The 22082-nt window shown below is 35.4% G+C and carries 10 protein-coding genes; 6 read left to right on the forward strand and 4 right to left on the reverse strand.

Translation table 11 applies throughout. From position 1 onward, the window contains the following. Positions 1-353: 353 nt before the first annotated feature. Positions 354-950 (reverse strand): RNA polymerase sigma factor, encoded by a 597-nt coding sequence (locus P0077_RS17205; RefSeq protein WP_276166443.1) that lies wholly within the window; start codon positions 948-950, stop codon positions 354-356. 112 nt (positions 951-1062) lie between these two features. Between P0077_RS17205 and P0077_RS17210 the strand changes: the two genes are divergently transcribed. From P0077_RS17210 to P0077_RS17235, 6 genes are all read left to right on the forward strand, one after another. Next, the gene (locus P0077_RS17210) at positions 1063-2226 is read left to right on the forward strand and encodes a FecR family protein (protein ID WP_276166444.1); all 1164 of its coding nucleotides are present in this window, start codon (positions 1063-1065) and stop codon (positions 2224-2226) included. Positions 2227-2393: 167 nt separating this feature from the next. Next, positions 2394-5819 (forward strand): TonB-dependent receptor, encoded by a 3426-nt coding sequence (locus tag P0077_RS17215; RefSeq protein WP_276166445.1) that lies wholly within the window; start codon positions 2394-2396, stop codon positions 5817-5819. A 10-nt stretch (positions 5820-5829) separates the two neighbouring features. Continuing rightward, complete coding sequence (locus P0077_RS17220; protein WP_276166446.1) at positions 5830-7284, forward strand: RagB/SusD family nutrient uptake outer membrane protein; 1455 nt, start codon at positions 5830-5832, stop codon at positions 7282-7284. Between the two features lie 802 nt (positions 7285-8086). After that, complete coding sequence (locus P0077_RS17225) at positions 8087-9568, forward strand: sulfatase family protein (RefSeq protein ID WP_276166447.1); 1482 nt, start codon at positions 8087-8089, stop codon at positions 9566-9568. A 13-nt stretch (positions 9569-9581) separates the two neighbouring features. Further along, positions 9582-11225: a sulfatase family protein gene (locus tag P0077_RS17230; protein ID WP_276166448.1), complete on the forward strand. Its 1644-nt coding sequence runs from the start codon at positions 9582-9584 to the stop codon at positions 11223-11225. A 754-nt stretch (positions 11226-11979) separates the two neighbouring features. Then, positions 11980-14475, forward strand: a complete 2496-nt coding sequence (locus P0077_RS17235; protein WP_276166449.1) for a hypothetical protein — start codon at positions 11980-11982, stop codon at positions 14473-14475. Positions 14476-14595: 120 nt separating this feature from the next. On the opposite strand, the gene P0077_RS17240 is transcribed toward P0077_RS17235, so the two are convergent. From P0077_RS17240 to P0077_RS17250, 3 genes are read right to left on the reverse strand one after another with little or no spacing between them, the layout of a single operon-like run. Beyond that, complete coding sequence (locus P0077_RS17240) at positions 14596-17787, reverse strand: type I restriction endonuclease subunit R (RefSeq protein ID WP_276166450.1); 3192 nt, start codon at positions 17785-17787, stop codon at positions 14596-14598. 14 nt (positions 17788-17801) lie between these two features. Then, positions 17802-19052 carry an McrC family protein gene (locus P0077_RS17245; protein WP_276166451.1) on the reverse strand — a complete coding sequence of 417 codons (1251 nt, stop codon included), beginning with the start codon at positions 19050-19052 and terminating at the stop codon, positions 17802-17804. Beyond that, complete coding sequence (locus P0077_RS17250) at positions 19045-21981, reverse strand: AAA family ATPase (RefSeq protein ID WP_276166452.1); 2937 nt, start codon at positions 21979-21981, stop codon at positions 19045-19047. Before P0077_RS17250 ends, P0077_RS17245 begins: the two co-directional genes overlap by 8 nt. Positions 21982-22082 lie beyond the last annotated feature (101 nt).

Raw genomic sequence — 22082 nt, forward strand, 5'->3', positions numbered from 1 at the left:
AAAACGCCGTATTCATAGGGTTTCCCGCTGTTTTGTCTTATATCAGTGTACCGCGCTGTGTACTCTGGTTTAACTAAATATTTATCTAAAGATAACATCAAAAATCTACGCTGTCAAATATATTTTACTTTTTAAATTTGAATGCTTTATTCACTACTTACTTTTTAATTTTAAAAGCTATAAAACAGGTCCTTGAAGAGTATTTTAATGATGCCTATAGGATGATTTTATAGTCTCGATGACAATGCTATTTCTCGGAGAAAAGCATAAAGATGTTTACTGAACTTCCGTGAAATGCTGTACAATTTTATTCTATAGAGGATTAGTTCGGAGAAGGATAAGTTTAGAAATAATTAGCTTACTGGATTGCTGGTATTCTGAAATATTACCATCAATATAGTTTCATACTTTTCTCCCATCTTATTTCTTAAAATGCGGAAAGCTTTCGTTATTTGGTTCTCAACAGTTTTTTTAGAGAGGTTTAGACATTCAGATATCTCAATATTGGTAAGACCTTCTTTTTTGCTCATAAGAAAAATTTGTTTGCATTTTGGAGGCAATTGGTGAATAGCGTCAAAAAGGATAGTAAGTATCTTCTGCTCTTGCACCTCGTCTTTTTCATCAATGGCAAGTTCCAGGGCGGTCATATATTTCTTTTCTAAAGCCATAACGGCCTTTCCCTTTCTATATTCGTCAATAAACTTATTATGGACTGATTTGTATAGGTAGCTTTCCAAGGATAGTTCGTGTTTGAGCTTCTTTCGTTTTTCCCATATTTGGACAAATACATTTTGAACAATATCCTCAGCTATTAGGTCATCTTTAATCAAGCTATTAGCATAGTTGCATAATCTATTGTGATACTGTTCTATGAGATGAACATATGCAATTTCATCACCGTTTTTTAAACCTTCAATCAGTAAATCTTGATTGTTAAATTGCCTTTTCATGTTTTTTGGTTGGTTGTAGTGTGGTTGAGATATTTGACAAATATGAAAAAAAAATGTGAAAAACGTAGGGGTTTCTCAATTTTGATTCGTGTTAGTGTGAATTGCATAATGAATGAAGCCAAAGAAATTACATAAACTGATTATCAAATATGTTACAGATTCGATTTCTAAATCGGAACTGGACCAATTGGAAAGTGAGCTCAATCACCCGTCCCATATTCAACTTTTTAATGAATGTGTAAAGTTAAACTACAGAATTGACAGTAAAATGAAAACCTACGATACTGAAAAGTCAAAGCGCTTGTTACTGGATAAAATGAGAAAGGATAAAAAGAAACCTAAAAAATTCAAGCTCAATAGTTTTGCTAAGTATGCTGCCCTAATCGTCTTGTCTATGACTCTAGGGTATTTAGTAAAAGAGTTTGTTTATGAGAAAGAGGAGGAAACCAATTTTTCTTTAGAAGATAACTTTATTACTCTGGAACGTGAAGACGGAAATATTCAAGTGATTTCAGAAGAAGGAACGACTCAAGTTTTAGATAAAAACGGAAATGTAGTAGGCTCTCAAGTAGGCAATCAATTGGTATATGAAGTTAATAATGAGTCCGAAACAAGTGAGCCGGTTTATAACACGTTAAATGTGCCCTATGGGAAACGATTTGAACTTAAATTGGAGGATGGTTCCATAGCATACTTAAATTCAGGATCATCTTTAAAATATCCAGTAAAATTCCAAAAAGGAATGGAGCGGAAAATTTATTTATCAGGAGAAGCTTTTCTGGATATAGCAAAGGATAAGAATAGAGCATTTATTGTTAACGCATCCGATTTGAACGTAAAAGTCTATGGTACCCGTTTTAATGTTTCGGCCTATCCTGAAGACAAGGTGAAAGAAGTGGTTTTAGTTGAAGGATCTGTAGGAATGTACGCAAAAACAGACGGTCTTCAATCAGAAAAAGAAACGTTATTGACTCCTGGAACAAAGGGTAAATATGATAATATAATCGGGGATATTTCAACTGAGCCGGTTGTAACAGGTATCTACACATCTTGGGTGCAAGGTGTATTGGTATTTAGAAACATGAGTTTTGAGGATATTCTAAAGAAATTGGAACGACATTACGATGTCAAGATCGTTAATCAAAATTCACGATTGTCCTCTGAAACTTTTAATGCCAGTTTCGGAGATATGTCTATTGAGAAAATATTGGATTACTTCAAGAGTCAGTATGATATGGACTATGTAATAGAGAACAAGATTATAATTGTAAAATAACTATGAAATAACTTAAAACAAACCGCTAATGAAGAATTGACTAGAGTAAAATTCGCTTTTTCACCTATTCTCAACTGGTGTGAAAAAATCGGAAAATGCGTCACCATTTCCCGATTCGCAGAAGTGATTAACCAAATTGTATAACCACAATCAAACATTATAAAAGTATGAAAAAATTTCTTGATCAAACAAGAAGGGGTCTCCCATTGCTTAAACTCAATTTGAAGATGAAAATCAGTATGTTGTTCATGTTTATGGTCCTGTTTACCATGCAGGCAAAAACATCGTATTCCCAGGTTACCAAGATTTCATTAGACCTGAATAATGTATCGGTGGAAAGAATTATAGATGAAATTGAAAGTCAAACCGAGTTTCATTTTGTGTATCAGATCAAAGATGTGGATCTGAAGAGAGTAATTAGTGTAAAAGCCAAGAAAGAAACGGTACCACAGATTTTAAATAGGATTTTCGCGGAAACAAGAACTACCCATCGGGTTGTGGACAAACAAATATTTCTTAAAGAAAGAAGGCGCGCCAAGCTGATCCATGATAAAAAAATAGTTAAGCAAGAGTTTGTTATAACTGGTACTGTAACCGATACCGATGGACAACCATTACCCGGAGCAAATATTGTGGAAAAAGGTACGGCTAATGGTGTTACGGCAGATTTTGATGGTAATTTTTCTCTTGAAGTTGCCCAAGATGCAATAATAGTGGTGAGCTATATTGGATTTGCGTCTAAAGAAATTCCAGTAAATGGACAAACTACTGTGAATGTTTCATTGGAGGAGAGTGCTGCAGGCTTAGAGGAAGTTGTAGTGGTTGGTTATGGTTCTTTGAAAAAGGGAGATATTACTGGATCTGTTGGATCTTTGAAAATGGATGAAACTTTAAAGAGTAGAGCGGTGGTAGATTTTGGCCAGGCAATGTCAGGTAAAGTTGCAGGAGTGCAAGTGCTAAATGGTAGCGGAAGGCCTGGTACTTCATCATCAATTCAAATTCGCGGAGTTAATTCGATATCGGCCGGAAGTTCACCGTTAATTGTGATTGATGGAGTGCAATTGCCCGAATATAATTTAAACTCAATAAATAGTTCTGATATTGAATCGATAGAGGTTTTAAAAGATGCGTCATCTGCATCAATCTATGGGTCTAGAGGTGCAAATGGAGTCATTTTAGTGACTACCAAATCAGGAAAAGTAGGTGAACCTGTACTACAGCTAAATTATACCACTAGTATTCAACAGGTTATTCGAAAAATAGATGTAATGGACGCTTCGGAATACGCACAAACTGCCATTGACGCGGCTCAGAATGGGTGGATAGACAGCGGAGGGGACCCAGATGCACCCAATACTTTAGAAGCTAGGGGAAATTATAAATATACATGGCCTATTGAGTTGGAATCGCCAGAAAATCTGGCCAATACCGATTTTCAGAATTTAATTTTCAGGGCTGCCCCAATGCATAAAATTGATTTGAGTTATTCTGGGGGGGATGAAAAATCAAATTATAGTATTTCTGGTGGATATATTAATCAAGAGGGTATTGTAATTACTTCAGATTATAAAAAATACTCATTAAATATGAATGTGGAAAGCAGAATAAAAGATTGGTTGAAGATGGGCGCTATGCTGAATACGGTTTATGATCATGAAAATGAACCGTATAGAAGAATTGTGGAATGGGCGGTTCAATACCCAGCCATATATCCAATTTATGGTAATGATGGATATTTAGGAGGACCTTTAACGGTAGATGGATTTGAGAACTATTCTGCAATTTTATTCAGACCCAATAATGGGCATCCGTTATACCGTATTAATGACGATATCCAGCACCGTAGGTTTACTGCCATGGGTAATTTTTTTACGGAGTTTAAATTCAACGATTATCTGAGGTTCAAAACGTCGTTTAATGCATTTTATAAAAATGAAGGTAACACCGATTATAATGCGGGAGATCATAATTTAGGTGATTCGTTTAAAACTACCGCAAGTTTCACAGTAGATAATAATAGAACTTTAAGCTATACATGGGGCAACCTGTTGACATTTGACAAGAAAATTAATAATCATAGTGTAAATATGATTGTTGGTTTTGAATATAACCACCGAGATTATTATATGGATTTGGCAAGAAGACAAGGTTATGACAATGATAATATACATTCACTCTCAGCAGGTCAAGAAATAATTCAGGCCACGGACGCAGCCACGCAGACAAATTTGGTTTCGGTACTAGGGAGAATTAATTATAATTATTTAAGCAAATATATTGTAGCTGCATCCTATAGAAGAGATGGGTCTTCTAGATTTGGGCCAAACACAAAATGGGGGAATTTCTATTCCTTTTCAGGTGCATGGAGGGTTTCCGATGAGAATTTTATGCAAGCGTTTAAAAATATCAGTAGTTTGAAATTGAAGGCAAGTTATGGTGTGACGGGCAATGATAATTTTGCAGACTATAGATGGATTAGCAAATTGACTCAGGCAAGAACTGCAATAGGAAACAGTCTTATTACTACTTATTATCCCTCGAACATCGAAAACCCTGATTTGGAATGGGAGGGTACGAAACAATCAAATTTTGGTCTTGATTTGGGGTTGTTCCAAAGTAGGTTGAGTATTGGGGCGGATTTTTATCATTCCAAGTCTGATAATTTATTACTTGATATACCAATACCTTCAACTAGTGGGTATACCAGCGCCTTTACGAACAATGGTGAGGTTGAAAATAAGGGTCTTGAGGTAGACATTCAAACCATCAATATTTCGAATGAAAAACTCACTTGGAGTACGCAATTGAACTATTCAATGAATAGGAGCAAAGTAACCAAGCTTGGTAGAAATAGTGCACCAATGATTTTTAATTCTAATATGCCAAGAATAAATCAAATAGGGGAGGCGGCGTTTGGGTTTTATGGATATAAATACGACGGAGTCTATAAGAATCAGGCAGAAATAGACGCTGATTCTTCGAGTCCGGCATCCACAACTCCAGGTGATGGTCGGTATGTGGATGTAAATGGAGATGGTGTCTTAAATGCTAACGACCGGACTATAATTGGCAATATACAACCAGATTTTATATGGGGTGCAACCAACAGTTTTGTATCTGGAAATTTTGATTTAAGTTTTTCGCTTCAAGGTGTGGTTGGCGGTGAAATTTATGATAATAACGCAAATAGATCTTTGCTTTATCATGAGGGACGTAATTATTTAGATGGTGTTAATGGGAGGTGGCGTTCAGTGTCAGAACCTGGGGATGGGTATCATTATAAAGTTTCTGTAGATGTTGATGGCTTAGAAAAGACGGCATCAAGTTACTGGCTCAGCAATGGAACTTACTTAAGACTAAAAGATGTGACTGTTGGGTTTAAGTTGCCGGAAAACATCATTTCTAAATTCGGGTTATTAAATGCTAGACTTTTTATAAATGGTGTTAATCTTTTAACAATTTCTGAAGCTCCAGTTTACGATCCTGAAAATTTCGCCGGTCAAAATGGCGACGGACCTCTTTACCGAGGCAATGGAGGTAATGCTTATCCTTCTGCTAAAATTTATTCCTTAGGACTTAATGTAAAATTCTAATATCAGCGTAATGAAATATAGATATATAATTTTTTTGACAATCGGATTGCTTGTATGTTCGGCATGTAGTGATAAGCTTGATTTGTATCCAACTACCCAACAAACGGAAGGAACTTTTTATCAAAACGAACAAGAAATAGAACAAACAGTTGATGAAATTTATCACCAGTTAGGGTTGATTTATAATGCTAACGGATTACCTGATCTTTTCGGTGAATTATACTCAGACAATACTAAAATAATATTACGGACGGGCATTAATAATTATGGAGAGCAAATCACCGATTATTTTTTGCAATCAGATAACGGCTTGATTCGTGCAGCTTGGGAATCATGTTACGAAGCTATTGGAATTTGCAATAATGCCATTTATCAACTTGAAAATACATCGGTCGAAATCGAATCATCTAAAATAGACCAGTTGAAGGCCCAAGCTACTTTTGTTAGAGCCTTGCTGTACTTTAATATGGTTAGGGCCTGGGGTGCTATTCCATATATTGATACCAAGATAACCCCCGAAGAATCCTATAATTATCTTAGGGTTGAACCTGAAGAAGTATATCAAAATCTTATTCAAGACCTTAGTTTTGCAAAGGAAAATCTCCCGGAATTTTATACAGGAAATGATATTGGGCGCATAACAAAATATGCTGCATCTGCAGTTTTGGCTAAGGTTTATCTTACACAAGGCAATAACCTTGCTGCAAAAACAGAACTCGAAATTATTTTGGAAAGCAACCGTTATTCATTGGATGCAAACAATGATGGTGCGATTAATGAAGAAGATTATTTATTTTTATTTAAACCTGATACTAAGAACAGTAAATCATCTATTCTTGAAGCTCAATATTTGTCAGGTGTCAATGCCAGTAACGCCAACCATCAAGTAAATTACACACCGTTCTTTTTCGATTTCCATCTTCCGGATCAAGTCATTACTTTTCGGGGTAATGGCCATAATACGCCAAGCGAAGATTTGGAAAATGAGTTTGAGGAGAACGATCCACGTAAAGAAACTAGTATATATCCTGGGTATGAAAACCTGTCAACGAGCGAATTTGTAGACTATCCCTTTACTATGAAATTTTTTGATCCGGATTTTGAAAATGAAGGACAAAATTTTGAAATAATCAGATATGCGGATATTTTACTTATGTATGCCGAAATTACCCAAGATGCCCAGTATCTAAATATGGTCCGTGACAGGGTTGGAATGCCAAGTTTTGGATCGGTAGGTTATCCATCTGACGATTTTCCATCACTTAGCTTGGCAATAGAACATGAAAGGAGAATTGAACTCTGTTTTGAATTCCATCGATTCTTTGATTTGGTCCGAACCAACAGGGCAGTAGAGGTAATGGGGTCAAAAGGGTATAGCATTAGTGAGAGTAAATTAGTATTTCCAATCCCATTGAACGAGATTGACATTAACCCTGATATAACCCAAAACAACGGTTACAACTAAAAAAGTTATATGTTGTTGAAATATTCATCTCACGTAAAAGTAATCCGATACACTTTTATGAAATTTTATGTGCCACGTAGCCCTTTTTAAATTGTTCATTGCCTTCTAAGGTATGAACAGTGACTAAATGAACACTCCTTGATGCAAGTAGGTAAAAGAACGAACATTCTATTTTAATGTCTGACAATCAATTTTGGTTGCTACGGAAACCGAGTACTCGAAAGACCTGAATTATATCAGGTAGCCAAGGAGGGTGTTCTTTTTACAAATGTCCTTTGCGGCACCCACTTGTTCACTTTGTTGAGCAGCGATACTAACGGGGCAACATCTATGGAAATTAAAGGAAGCTGCTAATCTTTGGAGCAGCTTCCCAAAGATAAAAGTCTACTCAAAATTAATGTAAGAGTCGGATTGTAAAATGGGCACGGAAGTAAAATTGAGGGACCTGGTAATGCAACGGTAAGTAGTTGACTACATAATGCTGAGGAGAGAGGCTTGACTCTTTCAAGGAATTTTATGATGCTAGCTGAAAGGGTAAACCATGGATGTACTGGTTCAGTATCAGAAATCTGCATAGGCCTTATGATACGAATAGTTTGAATAAACGAAACATAGCTTTAGACGATATAAAGGTTCCTTTGTACCTTCTGAATATTGAAGAAATTAGGAAAGATGTAATTGTCTAGTACCGGGAAATCCAGTCGTTTGACAAAGAAGTGGCATCATTTATTGAGACTACAAAAACAGGTGAACTAGCACATCTAAGATTAACCAATGAACAATTAGACGAACAATTATTTACATGAAAAGAATAAACTTAACGGCCGTATTTTTCACTCTAATCTATTTTGTTTTTCAGCCTATAGCTTATACACAAGGGTTGAGCACTTCCATTACAAACGATAACCCGAACATCATCGTATTCATGGCTGATGACGTCAGCTGGAACGATTTTGGGTGTTACGGAAATACGTTCGTCGATACACCGAATATCGATGCGTTGGCGGCAAACGGAATGAGATTCGACAATGCGATTTTGACCGCAAGTTCGTGCAGTCCCAGTCGAATAAGCATTATGACCGGGCGTTATCCACATAATACGGGGGCAGCAGAACTTCATACGGAGCCAAAAGTGGATTTCGGGTCGATAGCTTCTAGTTTAAAGGCCAATGGTTACTACACCGGTCAAGCGGGCAAATGGCATATGGGCAAATTGTTGCGTAAGGGGTTCGATAAAATTTATGAGAAGAGGCAAGTAAACGGGGACGGAGGAGAGAACATGTGGGTTCCTTCTATTGAAGAAAGGTACAAAAACAAGCCTTTTTTCTTTTGGTTCGCTGCGTATGACGCCCACAGAGTATGGGGCGAGAACAGTTTCTCCAACACCCACGGGATCGAACAAATAGATGTTCCTCCGACCTTGGTCGATAACGACAGTACCCGCACTGATCTGGCGCGGTATTATGATGAGATCAAGCGGTTCGACCACCATATCGGCATGGTCGTAGAATCTCTAAAGGAGCAAGGTGTCTATGAAAATACCCTGATATTTATAATGGCCGACAATGGCCGCCCGTTTCCCAGGGACAAGACAAGAATGTACGACTCGGGAATGAAGACGCCCTTTATCGCACACTGGCCCAAGGGGTTGTTGAAAGGCACTAGCAATAGCCTGATCAGTAGCGTTGACCTGGCCCCTACGATTTTAGATGCCTGCAATGTGGCGGTGCCCAAAACTTTTCAGGGAAAAAGTTTTAAAACACTCTTCAAAGATCCATCCAAGGATTTTAGGACCTATGCCTTTGCCGAACACAATTGGCACGACCATGAGGCCCATGAGCGTATGGTAAGGACCAAAGATTTCATCTACATTCTTAATTCCAGACCACAGTTTCCGAACCAAGGTCCTGCCGATGCCCTTAACAGCTCTTCCTTCAGGTCGCTGCAGGAGCAAAACCAAAATAACGCTTTGACCAGTGCCCAATATGACGTGTTCTTGACACCGAGACCATCGGAGGAGCTGTATGCTGTCAAAAACGACCCGTTGCAACTCGATAATATCATCGACCGTAAAGCGTACCTGAACGTTCAGGGGAAACTCAAAAGGCATTTACAAAAATGGAAAGAGGATACGGGAGATAATATCCCCGAGAATCTGACAAAGGATTGGTACACTCGGGACGGGGGTAAAAAAATAGAAAATAATTTGAATGTCAGGGGAGAAATGCCGGGCGTTCAAAGCGGGGGAGAGCTCTTGAATTCAAGAAGTGGTTTTAATAATTAAAATAACATATACTATGAAAAACTTTGGTATCCTAATTTTTGGTCTATTGTGCCTATTCGGTTGTATTAATCTAAAGAAAGAGCGGGTCCCGACAAAAATTGCCGTAGATCAGCCACCTAATATACTCTGGATAGTGGCCGAAGATTTAAGTCCGGTATTGCCATCGTTTGGCGACTCCACAGTGGTTACGCCCAATATTAGCCGGTTAGCTGCGGAAGGTGTTAGATATACGAATGTATATTCACCATCTGGTGTCTGTGCGCCTAGTAGGGCTGCAATTGCCACGGGTATGTACCAGAACCATATCGGCGCGCACCACATGAGAACTAGGGGGAATAGAAAATTCTTGCCAGAAGTAATTCAACCTTATGGTGCAATGCCTCCTGCCGATATAAAGATGCACAGTGAACATTTAAGACTTGAAGGTTATTATTGTTCCAATAACAGTAAGGAGGATTATCAATTTATGGCACCTGTCACAGCATGGGACGAAAGTAGTAAAAAAGCTCATTGGAGAAACCGGGGGCCAAATCAGCCATTTTTCTCGATATTCAATCTGGGGGTTACACATGAATCCCAAATATGGGCGAAGGCCAAAGACTCGCTTTGGGTCGATGCAGATTTAGATGTACCGGTACCGCCCTATTTACCGGACAATGAAATAGGGAGGACCGATGTCAGGAGAATGTATTCCAATATTAAAGAAATGGACCATCAAGTAGGGGAAATACTGGCTCAGTTGGAAGAGGACGGCTTATTGGACAATACGGTTATATTCTGGTATGCCGACCATGGCGGGCCCTTACCACGGCAAAAGCGTCTATTGTATGATTCGGGAATGAAATTGCCATTGATAATACGCTATCCGGAAAAAAAGAATGCAGGAACAGTTGATAATCGTTTGATAAGTTTTGTTGATTTTAAGCCCACTTTGATGTCTTTGGCGGGAATTCAGCCACCCGGGAATCTTGACGGTAGAGCCTTTGCTGGTGAATTTGAAGTAAAAGAAAAGAGACAATATGTATATGGGGCAGCAGACCGGTTTGATAAACAATACGATATGATTAGAGCGGTTCGTGACAATCGCTTTAAATATTTGAAGAATTTTAAAACTGAACAGGGGTATTATTTGCCCGTAGCCTTTCGAGAGCAAATGCCTATTATGCAAGAGTTACTACGAATGCGGGATAATGGAGAACTTAATGAAAATCAAGCACAGTGGTTCCGGAAAAAAAAGGTTCCCGAAGAATTATTTGATACATATAATGATCCGTATGAACTTAATAATCTAGCGGACAAACCTGAATTTGAGGATAAACTAAAAGAACTTAGAGCAGAGTGTAATCGGTGGATGGGAGAAGTGAACGATAAGGGTCTAATGACCGAAAAAGAATATGTAGAATCTATATGGCCTTCCGGAGAACAACCTAAAACGATTAATCCTGTAGTTAAATATGAAAACGGAAAGGTTGTAATAAGTAGTGCGACCGAAGGTGCATCAATAGGCTATCAAATTTTGACTGAAAAAGAAGATAGGGCTGGAGAGTGGAAAGTATATACCAATCCTTTTCCTATAAATGTTGATGAGCAAATTGTAACAGTAGCTCATAGAATAGGATACAGGCAAAGCGATGAGGTCTTTTATAAAGAAAATTAATCTCAAATTTTAAACCTAAATAGGTATGCTTAATCTTCATCTTGATTTATGAGAGAGGTATTAGAAGAGTTAAAACTGGTATTGAATGATTTCAATAAGAGACTCAATACCCAAAAACCGATGCGAAATTAATGGTGCGTGATATGCTATTTAAATAATATAGTTAGTTGAGTTAGTTGAGTAGTGAAAAAGAGCAACAGGAAACTGTTGCTCTTTTTTGGTTAAAAACAACCATATGGACATGGTTGAAGCTCCACCATGTGTATGGTGGCTATTATTAAAATGAACCACAATATATTTTCCGTCATAACCATACATTCCTTTTATAGTACCCTATTAAAAGTACTTTTTAACTACAATCACCATATTATTTAACTCCTATTTCATCGCTTTGAAGGGGGGGGCTTTAATAATATATGGCAGATAAGAAACCCATCAACCATACTATTTCATTCTGGTGGCCAAACCAAAAAAATAATACGATTCACACAAAAATCACCACTGGCTATACAAATTAACGCATACTCAAAACTACAATCATAATATATTTGGGGCGTGATAATTTCTCATGCGTTTTGAGTATCGGAAATTATCTGACCGACCATCTTCTTTATAAAACAAGTACACACTACAATACTTGAACATTACTTTCTCCCAATTATTCCCTCTTGTAACCTTTTGAGAAAAATAAAAGTCATTAGACTCAAAAGTCCTTTGTGCTAGAATAATTAATAATCTATAAAATGAAAATGTAATGGAAGAATCATTATCAAGGCAAATGCTTTATGGTAGGGTAACCTGTGAAAAAGAGGGGTGCTCGTTAGAAGGGTTGACCGTAGAATTGGTAGATGCAAATCTACTTAAATTCAGTATGGTCAAATCGAATAGAACCGATAAGGACGGAAGGTTTAAAATAGAAGTGCTAACAGAAAAAAAAGACACACAAATTGAAAGTGCGCATCTGCAGGTTTTAAATAAAAAGGGAAATCTCATGTATGTTCATGAGTCCAATATTTTTGAAACAAGTGGAGCATTAGACCAAATAGAAATTAAGCTTCCGGAATCCGTAATGGAAGCGGTATCTTACGATTTTACGAGATTTCAGTTTAATTCTATTGTAAAACTAAATCCCAACTATTTTGGGGCTTATGAAAAATTAAAGCTTCCTAAAATTCCTCCAATTATCACCCCAAAGAAAGGAGATACAAAGTATGAAGAATTGGAGTGTATAGGACTGTATCCTGAAACGGATGAATTGGAAGCGGTCTTTAAAGTTAAACTTCCATACGGATTTGGCGGTAACCTCTGTTCGGATGGGAGTAAGGAATATGTATCCTTTTATGTGGATTACGGTTCAGGTTTTCAATCTGTAGGCCCTGCGGTTTCGGTAAACACGCATAGCTTAGGTACTGTTCGTAAAGGGCCTTTGTGCTATGCGGTTAAGCAGTTTGTAGACTTTGAAAAGAAGAGCTGTAAAACACCCTACTTGGTTAAGGTTAGAGCCATATTAAGCTGGAATACGCCACCTATGGGGCCAAATTATATTCCCACTTGGGGAAATATTAAAGATGCGTGGGTACAGATCGATCCTATCAAAAAATCTTGGGATATACTTACCGATAAATTTAGTGATATAAGCTTAGTGAAGTCATACAGTGATCTTCAGGTTTCCAAAAAAGAACTGATCGAGTCATTACAAAGTTCACTGGACTATAATAAGAAGGGACTTGAAAAGGAGCGTGTGGATTTTAAGGATAATATTCTTAAAAACCCTAATTTTTATGCAGCAATGGCGGATAAGGATAATTTTCAATCCGCAGTTGAACAAATCTATATGTTGCCTCCTGAAATTTTAGAAAAGTTCAAGCCAAAATTAATAGACCCAAAATGGTTGCTTCCTGTAAAGCCTTTTAATTATAACACCAATTATGAGGAGTTAACTTGTGTGGGGCTATACCCAGAAAGAGACACGCTAGAAGCTACGGTAGCGATTAAAAAGCAAAATGGTTATAAAGGGAATTTATGCTCAACGGGCAGTGAGGAGTATGTAGCTTTTTATGTGAATTGGGGAGATGGTCTGGGTTACCAACATGAAGGTACAAAGTTCTTTAAGGCACATGATATTCCTAGAGATGTTAATCCGTTAATGTATGCCGTTAATCTTCGGGTTCGGGATATGGCTAAAAAATTAAAGCGTTGTAAAGAAGAAAATATCATTCGGGTTCGTGCTATTTTAAGTTGGGAGATTGCTCCCACAAGTCATACGTATAGACCGTCTTGGGGTAATGTTAAAGAGTGTCGTATACAGGTTAGACCATATGGCAGTGTAAATGATAAATGTGAGATTCAACATGTAAATAAAGTGTTGGTTGAAGATATTAATAGCCAAGGGTATGCACGTAAGGTTATTGATGATTCAACCTTTTCACCATCGATATTTGACCGTCCTTTTGGCGCCACCATAGCCATTTGGGGTAGTATTAATAATGCTACAGCGGTATATTATCGTATGCGCTTTAGTGATGATAATGGAGCCACCTGGAATACGGTATTGACCAAAAGGAAGTATAGAACAGGTTTCTTGACTGTAGCGGAAAGAACACCAGATGCAGATGGATGGTTCTCTGTAAACAATTACAATACGGATTTAGGAAACTATAGTGATACACCTTTAGCCAATTGGAGTAGTGGTACAAGAACAGGACAGCATATCTTACGAATAGAACTTGCAGGTACATCAAAAGTACCAATTGTAGGTGCTTCATGTCAGGTTACCGTGTTTTTGGATAATCAGAGACCAGAGCACTTTGAATTTGTAGATGCTACCATACCACAACAAGGGGTTACCGTTAAAAATGAAGCCGGTATTATTAAAAAATGCGGAAAATATAAAGGAGCAGAAAAAGTGTACGTTTATGGTAATTTCAAGGATGCACATTTCAATGCCTATTCTCTATTGCTTTTCGGTGGAAATCTAGCCTCAAGTGGAGTAGGTATTACTCCTGCGATTAATGAATATGATGAAGGTACTCCCTTAGACACAAATGGTATTATAGGAGCCACCAACCCAGGAAATGGCAGTTTGTTGGCATCTGTTGATATGCCAGCTATTGGAGCGGATATAGACTGTGCCTATGGGATAAGAATGGTAACTTCAGATAGAACTATCAGAGGGTATTTTTCAACCTATATTTTTAGGTCAACTACACATGCTAATGTCTCTTATGTGACTTTTAATTGGACACCATAATGAAAGGGATGTTTAGTAGAAAAGCCGACTTCCAATTTATTGGAGCCGGCTTTTTTGTATAGAGAAGTATTTGCTTTTTATTTACTTCGTATTTTTTAATTACACACAGTTGTGAGAACGTTAACTTTGATAAACACTCCTACCGGCACCATAGTAGTTAGAGTAAATATGTTGATATACATTGGCAGTTTTAATACCTACTTCTTCATCAGAGTAAGATTCTTGTGGTAGGTACAGTAAGTTATCGTAGATAGTACTTTTGACTTGTGCTTTTATCTGCCTACTTTCTCTCCATTTATCTATGCTAAGTTTTTCTGCCTTTAGAATATCAAGTGTTTTTACAGCTACTTTTTTTACTTCTTTTAATTCTTTATCAGATAATTGCTTCCCCTCTTTAAGTAAATCAAATATTGCTAAAGCTTCTTGATTGCTAAGTTTTTCTCTTACAACTCGTTGTTCTTCAAATGATAAGTCTTTAATGAATTCATTTAACTTGTCAAATGTTCTGATGGTGTCTTCTAAATCTTTTCCTTTATTATAAGCTTCTATGATTTCTCTATATTTATCATAGAATTTGACTCGAAGCGGATTTTCATTAACCATTTGTTTTAACCTCTTTTCAATTGCATCTTGTAGGTTAAAAACGAGTGTATTTTTACGAGGAGTTTTTGAAAAAGCAGCTCTTAATTTATCAAAATCCAAGGATGATAAATCTACATATACATCTTCATCACCTTCTTTTAAAATAGTATCTTGAATGACTACACTGTCACTAACTATCGCCTGTAGATCCATAATAATTTGTGTGACGTCAGCAGATTTTACATTCTGATTTAGTGCAGTGTAAATAGCCTCTATTGCATTAAAATTTGTAACATGTGGTTTTAGTTCTTCTGAAGGAAATAACGCTTTATACTTTCTAAATACATTCCGAGCCATCATTTCGAATGTGGTTCTTGTAGTTTCATTCAAACAAACAGCATCGGTAGCATCTTTTAGTTTTGCAATTTTAGACATGGGTTTCACTTCTTTAAGCTCTTGTAGCGAAAAATCAAGTTCTTTTAAATATGCCTTTACATCTTTAATCGCCTGCTTCAGCTCTTTCACCAAATCCTCTAAAGGATCAATTGGCTTGCCTTCTGGACCAGATTTCCCTCCTTCACCGTATACAGAGTAGGCTTTTTCTAATTGCTTGTAAACATTACCATAATCTACTATTAATCCATTTTCCTTTTCATCGTCGTAAACTCTGTTAGCCCTAGCTATGGTTTGCATTAGGGTATGCCCTTTAATTGGCTTGTCTAAATAAACGGTGGAGACACAAGGAGCATCAAAACCAGTAATCCACATAGCGCAAACAAATGCTAATCTAAAAGGGTTGTCTTCATCTTTAAATTCCTTTTCTAGATTTCGTTCCACCATTTTACGACGGTGAACTTCAATATCTAAATTCATTTTACGGAATTTATCTAACTCATTTTGCTCACTACTAACTACAACGCAAATTTCTGTTTCTTTAACCTTATTGTATTTTCTTCTTAATTCTTGAGCTTCTTGTTCATCGTCGGCATTTTTAATTCGCTGATTTAATTCTTCTAAATACTTTGGCCAATATGCAACTGCTAATTCATACATTTTAATAGCTGTTGGCTTGTCTAATGCTACATACATAGCTTTACCTTGATAGCCACGTTCGTTAAAGTGCCAAACTAAATCTTTTGCGATAGCTTCTAAACGAGGTTGCGAGGTTAAAATAGGGTAGTCTCTATTAAATAGATATTCTAATTTTTTCTTTTGGTCATCATCTAAGTCTTCATTTTCAAAAACCTCGGCCATTTTTTCATCTAGATCAGGGTTTATTATATCTAATTTTTCACCTCTATTTAAATAGCGCAAGGGTAGGGTAGCCTGATCTTCGATTGCCCTTTTAAAATCATAGACCGATACATATTCACCAAATATATTCTTGGTTAGTTCTTCTTCCTCTTTTATAATTGGCGTACCTGTAAAACCTAAATATGATGCATTGGGTAAACCATGAAAACGCATATTCCTAGCATAGGTACCCGATTGTGTCCTGTGAGCTTCATCACTAATTACAATTACATTTTTACGTTCTGTAATAAGTGGGTATTCAGTTTCTAGTTTTGGATCAATAGAAAACTTATGAATTAAGGTAAAAACATAGCGATGATTTTCTGATAGTAACTGTCGAAGGTGTTCACGACCAGTAGTTCCTTTCTTTTTGCCTGCAATTACATTTTTATCGTTGACCACACCAACCCCTGAAAAAGTATCATATAATTGATTCTCTAGCTCAGTACGATCTACAGCAATTAAGAAGGTGTACGAGCCACCAAGTTTTCTGTGAATTTTTTCGCATAAAAAGACCATTGAGTATGACTTTCCACTGCCTTGGGTATGCCAGAAAACACCGAGTTTACCTTCTAGGTCTTCAATATTATGTACATTGTCGATAACCTTATTTACACCAATATATTGGTGGTTTTTAGCCATAAGTTTCACTACATCTCCCCCTGAATCATCAAATAACAAGAAGTTCTCAAAAATATCCATGAGACGTTTTTTGTCACATGTACCGCGTAGCATAGTGTCTAAACTAACCTCGCCTTCTTCATCTTCTTCTATACGTTTCCAATCTAGAAAGTACTTGTATTTACTGGTGACGGTGCCTACTTTAGCATCTGTGCCATTACTTAAAATTATAAATGCATTATTATGAAATAACTGTGGAATGGCATCTTTATAATCTTTTAAATTGTCTGAATACGCATGCCGTAATTCTTGATGGTGCGCTTTAAGCTCAAATAATACAAGGGGAATACCATTTACAAAACCAACAACATCTGGTCTTCTTAAATAAAGTTCACCTAAAACTTCTAATTGCCGTACGGCGAAGAATTCATTATTAGTAGGGTTGTTAAAATCAAAAACCTTTAGTTTGGTCTTTATGAATTCACCTTTATCGTTGGTATAGCTAACAGGTACGCCATTTCTAAGGATATTACTTTTGTCTTTATTAATCCTACCTAAAGTTTGATCTGCTACATTTTGACTAATCAGTTCAATAGCTTGCTCGTAAGCAGTTTCAGGATGATTGGGGTTTAGCTTTTTAAGTGCAGAAAATACATGCCGTGTAAGAACAATTTCATTTTTGTTTTCTCTGCCTAACAACCCTTTCTCACCAAAAGATTCATTGTGCCAAGCTGTAACTACAGACCAACCTAGTTCTTGTAATACATCTTGGGTGGCTTGTTCTATTAAAGCATCTTCAGAATATTCGTAGCTCATAGTTCTAATTAAAATTAATTAAGCCAGTCATTAAATTGCTCACTTATGTTTTCTTGCCATTTCTTTATATTGTTATCTACTTCAATAGTAATGACACCACATTCTTTATCTATTGGATTACTAGAAACAGGATCTAAAAACAATCCATTTCGTTTTTCATTCTTAACTCCCGGGTAAACTAAAGCAACTTTTTGAGCTTTATAATATTCATGGTAAACATACATCTGCCTTAAATCATCAGGAGATGGATTATATCCATTCAAATTTTTCCACTTTGTATCTAGAATAATACTTTCTCCATCATTTTCTATCCAAATATCAGGTTTCATTTTAGACCGATTTCCTTTTTCTGGCTTCCAAAAGTATTTAGATGTTTGTGCTGTAATGCGAGACTGACTATTTTTATATTTTAGTAAACTCTTAAATATGAATTTCTCCCAAAGCATATTCATATCAAACATTAACGCTAAAACATTATTTCTACCTTTGCTTATGTCTGGATGATATTGCAATAACAATAGTTTGGCTATTTCAATTCCTTTTTTATAGTGCTCCGTTTTTCTGTTGAATATTAATTTGTTAAAAGTAGATTCTGTTACTTTAATATTTGGCATTTCTGGAAAATTCAATAACAAAGACCCAATTCTACTATGTAATGATGTATTACTGTTTATTTGTTTGATAAGTTGAATTGCCTGGTATAAAATAATATGCAATTGGTGCACAACATCATATGTTGTATGGCTAACATAAAACCTTTCCTGATGTGTTAAATTATATTGAATATGTTTATTAAATTGTAAACTACCTTTTAATGCAAGAACATTACCTTTTTTTTTTCTATACTTCTTTATTAAGCCTGAATGTAGAATATATTCAACCTCATTTATAAACATTTCAAAATATAAATCGAGTATTGAATTAGGCTTTATTTTTAAATTACTTGAGCTTGTAGATTTTATATTAAAACTACCAACTGAACGCATCATACCAATTAAGATATCACGCCATTTGTTTTCTTCTATTGTCGAATTTGAATTCTTGTCCGCTTTTGGTAAAACTTCAATAGTAGTTTTACCTATTTGAATAACCCCAACATATTCATTGAATTGAACTCCATTATAAATTAATTTAAAATAGGGTACACCTGAGCCATAATATTTCTGAAGTGCATCAAATTGTGGCTTACTTATCCGTTTTTCTCCTTTATCAAAACGAAGTGCTTCATGTTCAAAAACAACAATATGATTATCTTGATTACACAATAGTATCTTTCATTAATAGTTTAATGGCTTTATCAAAAGTCATCTCAATTTCATTATTCTTTACTCTTACTAAATAGTTATGATTTTCATTTCTATAATCGATAATTTCATAAACTTCCCGCTCTTCAAAATCGCTAGTACTATCATGATCGAAATCGGCGAAACCATCAGTATTTTTATCCCAATTTATAAGTTTAATAAAACCTTTTCCTAAGACCAATCCTATTTTTCCATAATCACCAAAGAAGTATTCCTGTAAAAGCGGAATAATGTTTTTATAAAACGCTTTGATTATTTCTTTTTCACGATTCTTCTCTTTTTCTATAATAAAAAAGGAGTGACCAATTGCATGATCTTTATCTAATAGCTTTTCAATACGATTATTAATAGTTTTAAGAATTCCTGAAACTTTGTAATTAAATACAGAATAATCTAGTTCATTTAAAGCATAATTAGGTGGCATTTCTTCAAACGAAAAACGTCTGCGCAAAGCTGTATCTAGAGCTTCCACACTTCTGTCAGCAGTATTCATAGTGCCAATAATATATAAATTTGGCGGCACTCCAAAAGAATCTTTGCTATAGGGTAATGTAACTTGTAAAGCTTCTTTATGACCCAATCGTTTATCTCTTTCAATTAATGTAATAAGTTCTCCAAAAATTTGAGAGACGTTACCTCTGTTAATTTCATCTATTATAATAACAATCGGAGGTGCTGAATCACCTAATTTATTAGTTGCTTCTCTAAATACGCCGCTATTAAATTTTTTTATAATTTCATTTTCATCTAAGGTGTCTACTTCCTTTGATTCTTTTATTAATTGTGAATCTGGATTGAAAACTTTCTCCTCGAAATTCTTTAGACCTCCAAACACCGCGTAAAATTCAGTTATCCTAGTTGTAATTTGAACCGCATCCTTAACTTGGCTTAAGTTATTAATCTGATTAATTGACTTGAATGTGTCGTATAATTTTTGAATATTCTCTTTTGTTAATGGGGCTGACCTATTTGCAATAGAGTCTTTAGCTCTTGCAATAATTGAGTTATTCCTGTTGATTTCTTTAATTTCAACTTCGTTCCCTCTTAATGTTTTATAAATTGGAGGAGTGTTGTTATCAATTAATGATGTAACATGGCTTATAAATGCTTCATACAAATCATCAAAAGTGTAATGCTCTGATGCTTGATTAGAATTGATTAATTCTTTATAACAAGCATATGCAGCGTGAGCACAGGCTTTTTTAAATATACCAGATTCAACGTCATACTTCAAAAAGTCCACGTCTTCTTCAGGATTTTGAGGTTTTATACCTTCAATAAAATCTTCATAATTCATGCTTTGATGAAAAGTTGTAAACACGATACGATTTTCTTTTACTAACTTATCGTATTCCTTTTTTACCTCTTTACGATCTTGTTGAAGGTTAAATTGTGGATTTACAATTTCTATTGCCTTATTTGTAGTATGATATGTTTTTCCTGTTCCTGGAGGTCCAAAAAGGATTTGATTTAAAGGTAACTCCATATAATTGTTTTTTGTATTTAATGATGTTTGCTTGCTATAAAGGAAATCATCAATTTGTTTTTTTAATCCGATTGTTGAAAGCTCATAAACCGTTGTCATAAGTCCAACATCATTAGTGAAATCTGGATTAATAATTTTCCAATCGGTTTGCTTTTGATGAGAAAAATTATCTACGCCTTCATATACATATTCATCAGAAACAATACCAATACCTAATACTTGTGCACCATCTTGAGCCAGAATAACATCTCCAACATTAATATCATAAAAATTGAAAATTTCGCCCGCTTTTCTACTTATGGTTCTATTGTCATGTTGATAAAACCCTTTGTTTTTTAGCAGTTTTATAATATCTTTTTTTGATTTAACTTCAGTTTCATTTAAATCTCCTATCTCAGACCAACCAATGCATATTTTATTGTTGGTTTTCATAGTTTCCCAATAACTTGTATTGTCATCTTTAGTCCCTATTCTCCAATATCTTTTTTTGTTTCCAAATTCTTTGTCTAAACCTTGATAAAGAATGTCTTGGGCGAGAATTTTAAAGTGTACATCATTAAAAGCCTCATTTGGTAAATTTTTTTGAAACAAATAAATTAGTTCTTTATCCTTTTTAATATAGTTATCAATTAAATCTTCAATTAGGTGTAAATAATGGACATATTTTTCACCTTTCTTTTTTGATTTTACACCTACTAAATCACAATACTTTTTATAAAATGAATTTTTATAAAAAGTATATTTTTCTGGATTGTAATAGGTTAGAAAAGTCGCCATTGTACGTTCATCATGATGATGAGAAAAACGTTTTTCTGGCACAAATGTTCTGTAAATTCTTAAAGTTTCTGCATCAAAATATTGGACCCTTTCTTCTAATGACCGTGATTCATCAAACAAAACATTAAAACATTCTCGGTATGCCTCTGCAGCATCTTTTGCTAAATGGTTTATTACACCAACACCAACAGGGTAAATAAGATTCGCAAAATTTATTTCTTTTATTTCTTCTGTAAAATTAACAGCCCTTGTGTTTGGTCTGCCCTTATATTGATTTAATAAATGCCATTTATAAACTTCTTCTTCTAAACCTACTTTTACTAAGTGCTTTTTGTATTTATTGATTAAATCTTTCAAGTAGTTATCTTTAAAAGCAACTACAGAATATCCAGTTACTTTTTCAAGATGAGTTCTATAGTTTGTTTTGCTATTAAAATCTTTTAAAGTCAAATTAATGTCTGCTAATTTTGCTGCCTCTGTAACCAATAATTTAAAAGGGTAGTTTGTACCTTTTATTGAAATTGCATACCCTGTACCTTTTCTTTTAGAAGGAACGCCATTTTTATCTATCTCTAGAGCCGCTTTATCAATTAAGTCTTTTGTAATAAAATCTAGTTTGCTCTCCATTATTAATTATATTTTGCATTCCCTTCTGCGACCATCCCATAAAATCTCTAACCTCCAAATTACCACTCATTAAACGTGGTTATAAAATATTGCGATGTTAT

This window comes from Zobellia alginiliquefaciens, assembly GCF_029323795.1.
GTDB lineage: Bacteria > Bacteroidota > Bacteroidia > Flavobacteriales > Flavobacteriaceae > Zobellia > Zobellia alginiliquefaciens.